Source organism: Paraburkholderia sp. SARCC-3016, assembly GCF_031119615.1.
GTDB lineage: Bacteria > Pseudomonadota > Gammaproteobacteria > Burkholderiales > Burkholderiaceae > Paraburkholderia.
In genome coordinates this window covers 1-783 of sequence record NZ_JAVHZD010000104.1, presented here as the reverse complement: position 1 = coordinate 783, position 783 = coordinate 1, and the positions used below count along the sequence as shown (strand labels likewise).

General features: G+C 58.2%; 1 protein-coding gene and 2 tRNA genes. All 3 read left to right on the top strand.

Going from position 1 to position 783, the window contains the following annotated elements:
* Nucleotides 1–30 precede the first annotated feature (30 nt).
* A complete protein-coding gene (locus QYH69_RS35915) occupies nt 31–336 on the top strand; it encodes a ferredoxin family protein (protein ID WP_308836345.1) in 306 nt (101 codons plus the stop codon).
* A 171-nt stretch (nt 337–507) separates the two neighbouring features.
* Nucleotides 508–583: transfer RNA gene (locus tag QYH69_RS35910), tRNA-Asn, on the top strand.
* A gap of 123 nt (nt 584–706) precedes the next feature.
* A tRNA-Asn gene (locus QYH69_RS35905) sits at nt 707–782 on the top strand.
* Nucleotide 783: the final 1 nt, after the last annotated feature.

The window sequence follows — 783 nt, the reverse complement described above, 5'->3', positions numbered from 1 at the left end:
CGTAGCCATGTCGTTCTGTGAGCCAAGGAGTTGGTAGAATGTTTTGTCTTCCTAAGACCGCTTGGCCTCCGACTTCCGGTCGACTGCTTTCGCGAAGGTCCCAACTTCCTCGCGATCGATCCGGACGAGTGCATCGATTGCGCTGTGTGCGTCGCCGAGTGCCCGGTGAACGCCATCTACGCCGAAGAGGACGTGCCGGGCGACCAGCAGCACTTCACTGAATTGAACGCGGAGCTCGCCAAAGGATGGCCGAGCATCACGAAAACGAAAGCGCCGCTGCCCGAGGCAGACGAATTCAAGGACGTGAAAGAAAAGCTCTCGCTGCTCGAGCGTTGATCAGGGTTGAAGCTGCGGGCCAAAGTCCAATTGTGATGACAAGGTTGCGGTGATCCCGGTTTAATGATCCGGCCGCGCTGCCCGTCGCAAGCGCGCCGCTACAGCCGCCGCTGCAGCTATTGACAGGCCGCCTGGCACCTCATACAATTTCGCTTCTCTGCTGTTTGTTGTTCCCCGATAGCTCAGTCGGTAGAGCGCCGGACTGTTAATCCGTAGGTCCCTGGTTCGAGCCCAGGTCGGGGAGCCAAGAATTGCAAAGGCCCGTTTTTATAACGGGCTTTTTTATGTACCGAATCCAGTCGAGTTGAAGTTTCGCCCTGCCTGGGTCGTGCCTCCTCTGGTTCTGCCTCTGTAGTGGTTCCCGTGCAGGTCCCCGATAGCTCAGTCGGTAGAGCGCCGGACTGTTAATCCGTAGGTCCCTGGTTCGAGCCCAGGTCGGGGAGCCAA